The sequence below is a fragment of the Nocardia brasiliensis IFM 10847 genome (assembly GCF_000710915.1).
In the GTDB taxonomy this organism is placed as follows: domain Bacteria; phylum Actinomycetota; class Actinomycetes; order Mycobacteriales; family Mycobacteriaceae; genus Nocardia; species Nocardia brasiliensis_A.
Map to the genome: position 1 here is coordinate 1 of NZ_BAUA01000177.1, position 3,215 is coordinate 3,215.

A 3,215-nucleotide genomic window follows, 5' to 3' on the forward strand; every position below is an offset into this window, starting at 1 on the left:
CGGAACCACGTCGGATCTGTAGACGTGACGAGCGCTCCCCGCCTGGCCGATTCGGGATCTTGAAGAGGTGAGCTATCAGGTATCAGGTTGCGGTTGGCCTGAAGGGCTGCCGCCGACGCGCCGACGCCCCGGTCGGGGCGGAGCGCAGCGGAGCCCCCTGCCGTCGTGCGTTCGTGGCGTGGCGGCGGCGGCCCGTAGGGCCGCCGCTCTTGATCCTATATAGCCAAATTCGGCAACGACTCCATCGATAGCGGGCGGAACGAAACTCATTCAAGTTGAAGCGTTCAAGTTGAATGCCGGGCCTGATTAGTGGAACTTGCTGCGTTTCAACGGTTCCGGTGGCTTAGGGTGTTGGGACCTCCCCTCAAGGGACGGTGCGGCATCTGGTCCAGGCCGCACCGTGCCGAGGAAGGAGGTGGTGGGGATGGCGAAACATCGCCGGAAAAAGCAAGAGGCTCCGGTCGACTACCGCATCTGCCTGGTCATGGCTGCTGTAGTCGCCGGAGCGCTCGTCTTGGTCCGCTGGCTGCGAGCTAGCTAACCCGCCGGATGGGGCGTCGTTGACGCGGCGTCCCATCCCCAGCATCACTTACGTGACAGGTTCTAGTCTACAGACAAGGCTATAGTCTACAAGCAATACTAGACATTGCTCCGTCACGAGATTGGTGGCATCGGGAGACGCGCACCGTGAGCGAAGCGCACTCGCGAATAGGGCTAAGCGCGAAGAGGTAGATGTAGAACTATTCAGGTAGTAAGCGACTCGTGAATCCGACATCAACAAGCTGCGAGTAAGCCTTATGCACGTCGCTAGGCACGTCTTGCTCGATCGCCCAGCCGTTGGCTGCGTAGACCCAGATCCGTTGCGTGTCGCCAACGAGCATGTTGATCACGCGATCTACATCACCGATATTTGCTATGTAGTCGTCAAGTGGCAATGGACGGGAACCGCAGATGACATCCACTGTCGGCCAACGCTTTCGACAGATCGCGTAACTTCGGCGCTGCTGGTATGGCCGCGATACGAGGAGAACTGATCGCACCGTACTGCGCTCCTCAAGAAGCGCGCGAGTGAAGTCGATATTCTCGCCGGTGTTGGTGGCTCGAGGCTCAAGAAGAATAACGTCCTCGGGCACGCCAAGTTCTACAACCCGGTCGCGGAAGTGAACGGCTTCGCCGCGTGGAAATAGTTCTGTGGTGCCAGGCGCGTTTGCGCCGGTAAAGACGATTAGCGGAAATAAGTTTCGGTGGTAAAGCTCAGCGATATAGTCGGCCACGCCTAGGTCGTGTCCACCCAACCCGATACCTACATCCACGGGCCGGAGCTCGTGGTGCATTTGGTTGTAGTCCCAGAGGGTTTCGACCTCCGCTCGGAGTTCCTCGGGTAGGGCGGCTCGTGACATGTAGGGCGGTTCCCTTCTAGTCGGGCAGCTTGAAATCGTACGTCCAAGAGAACCGAGACGCTGCGTGCACACCGCGCGCGAACTCCACGATGTCATCTGTAGCCGTGTAGGTGCGCCGCTTCAGGATCATGACGGGTTCCCCGGCTGGCAGTTTGAGTTTCTCCGCTTCGTCAGGAGTCGGCATGCGCGCCGAGATCGTCTCGGTCATGTGGTCGGGTTCGTAGCCCTGCATGGTCAGGACTGCGAAGCCACCGCCGCGCCCCGCTGGGCCTGGTGTCGGGTCGACGAGTGGTGTTCCCTCAACATGCTCAGGGCGGTAGTAGCTCGCCAGCGTGTGAGTAGGTTGGCCCGCTTCGCTAACCGTGCGGGCGCGTTCGTACACGAGCGACTTCGGTTCCAGGCCAAGGGCTTCGGACACTTCGTCGTCAGCCTCGATCAGGGCAACGGTTTGTGTTTGATCGGTCAGTTTCCACGGTCGGCCGGATGCCTCACGGTCGGCCATGAACGCGACAGTGTCGCCGTACTTCCATTTCCGCTTCGAGTAGCGATCGGCTCCGAGTCTCCGCATGGGCGGGCGCTCACGAACGACCGTTCCTCGTCGGCGGATCGCCGTGACAAGCCCCTCCGCTTCTAGCTGGCCGACCGCTTGCCGGACGGTCTTGATGTTGACGCCGAACCGCTCAGCTAGTTCGTTCTGCTTGGGCAGCGTCGCACCGGGGGCGTACTCGCCGCCCTGGATGGCCTCGCGGAGGCTGTCCGCCACCTCGCGATATCCGCTCATGTCGATTGAGTTCCTTCCTTTCACTCACTGGACCCGGTTAAGGGTAGCCGTATCGAACGAATCGAGAGTTTCGGCCAAATAAAACCAGCCCTATTGCGTACCTATCGGCGTGATGGTGCAATAGAGGTGGTTCTAATACGGCTACCGAGAGCATAGGAGCAAGCGATGGCTTTGAAGGATGTGTGGTTCAGCCCGGAGTTTCACGTGGCGTTCCCGAAGGGGTTGTTCTTGCTGGGCAACGTCTCGCCGTTGACGAAGTTTCAGCGGGATCGCAACGCGCCGGTGATCCAGGAAGTGGATATGGATCAGGACGGCAACGGGACTGGTAAGCGCCTGTGGAAGGCGACGGTGACTGATCCGACGGCGGAGAACGTGAACCAGGTTGGTTTCCAGGTGGTGTTCGTCGCCGATGTGATGCCGGTTCCCGCAGCTGCGGAGATCGTGCCGGGTATGACTCCGATCGAGCTGGAGGGCTTGCAGATCAAGCCGAAGATGGCTGGCGCGGGCGAGTTCAAGAGGATCGGTTGGTCGATTCGCGCGACCGGGATCAAGGGTGATAGCTCGGGTTCGGTTGCGCCGGGCGATCATTCGGCGTCTTCGTCGCGTGGCGGTAAGGCGGCCGCGTGATGACTTCTTTCGTGATGACTCCGGCGACCGTGGGTGGTGAGCTGCACGGTCTGCGGTACGAGCAGATCGCAGTCGGCAAGTTCGCACTGCCGCAGGTGGTGTTCTACCTGGGTTCGGCGCGAGTGGCGCTCGATATCGCTGACGCGCATGACCTGGCAGAGGCGTTGCCGAATCTGCTGGCTCAGCACGACTACGCCGAGTTCCTGTCCGAGGATTCGAGGGCGGTGGCCTGAGATGTTCCATCGACCCATGCCGGACCGGGATAGCAAGGCTGGTAAGCGGATTCGTTCTTGGCCTGTGTTGTTGTTGGCGCTTCCGGCGTTCGTGGCGATTTGGTCCGGCTGGGTCGGCCTGGGCACGATGACCGGTTTCGGTGAGGTGCAGCCGCTTCCGGGTATCGCTGATGG

General features: G+C 60.8%; 4 protein-coding genes. 2 read left to right on the forward strand and 2 right to left on the reverse strand.

What is annotated here, in order from left to right; all coding sequences use genetic code 11:
- Window positions 1–740 precede the first annotated feature (740 nt).
- Complete coding sequence (locus NBRGI_RS34630) at window positions 741–1,274, reverse strand: YdcF family protein (RefSeq protein WP_235211199.1); 534 nt, start codon at window positions 1,272–1,274, stop codon at window positions 741–743.
- A 142-nt stretch (window positions 1,275–1,416) separates the two neighbouring features.
- Window positions 1,417–2,181, reverse strand: a complete 765-nt coding sequence (locus NBRGI_RS34635; RefSeq protein WP_029901389.1) for a GntR family transcriptional regulator — start codon at window positions 2,179–2,181, stop codon at window positions 1,417–1,419.
- Between the two features lie 165 nt (window positions 2,182–2,346).
- Between NBRGI_RS34635 and NBRGI_RS34640 the strand changes: the two genes are divergently transcribed.
- Window positions 2,347–2,808: a hypothetical protein gene (locus tag NBRGI_RS34640; protein WP_029901390.1), complete on the forward strand. Its 462-nt coding sequence runs from the start codon at window positions 2,347–2,349 to the stop codon at window positions 2,806–2,808.
- Window positions 2,808–3,041: a hypothetical protein gene (locus NBRGI_RS34645; RefSeq protein ID WP_029901391.1), complete on the forward strand. Its 234-nt coding sequence runs from the start codon at window positions 2,808–2,810 to the stop codon at window positions 3,039–3,041. The genes NBRGI_RS34640 and NBRGI_RS34645 overlap by 1 nt, the downstream gene beginning before the upstream one ends.
- Window positions 3,042–3,215: the final 174 nt, after the last annotated feature.

Excerpts from the sequence above, each read along its gene's own strand:
- NBRGI_RS34640 (WP_029901390.1), top strand. The coding sequence starts at position 2,347 with ATGGCTTTGAAGGATGTGTGGTTCAGCCCGGAGTTTCACGTGGCGTTC.
- NBRGI_RS34645 (WP_029901391.1), top strand. The coding sequence starts at position 2,808 with ATGACTTCTTTCGTGATGACTCCGGCGACCGTGGGTGGTGAGCTGCAC.
- NBRGI_RS34635 (WP_029901389.1), bottom strand. The coding sequence starts at position 2,181 with ATGAGCGGATATCGCGAGGTGGCGGACAGCCTCCGCGAGGCCATCCAG.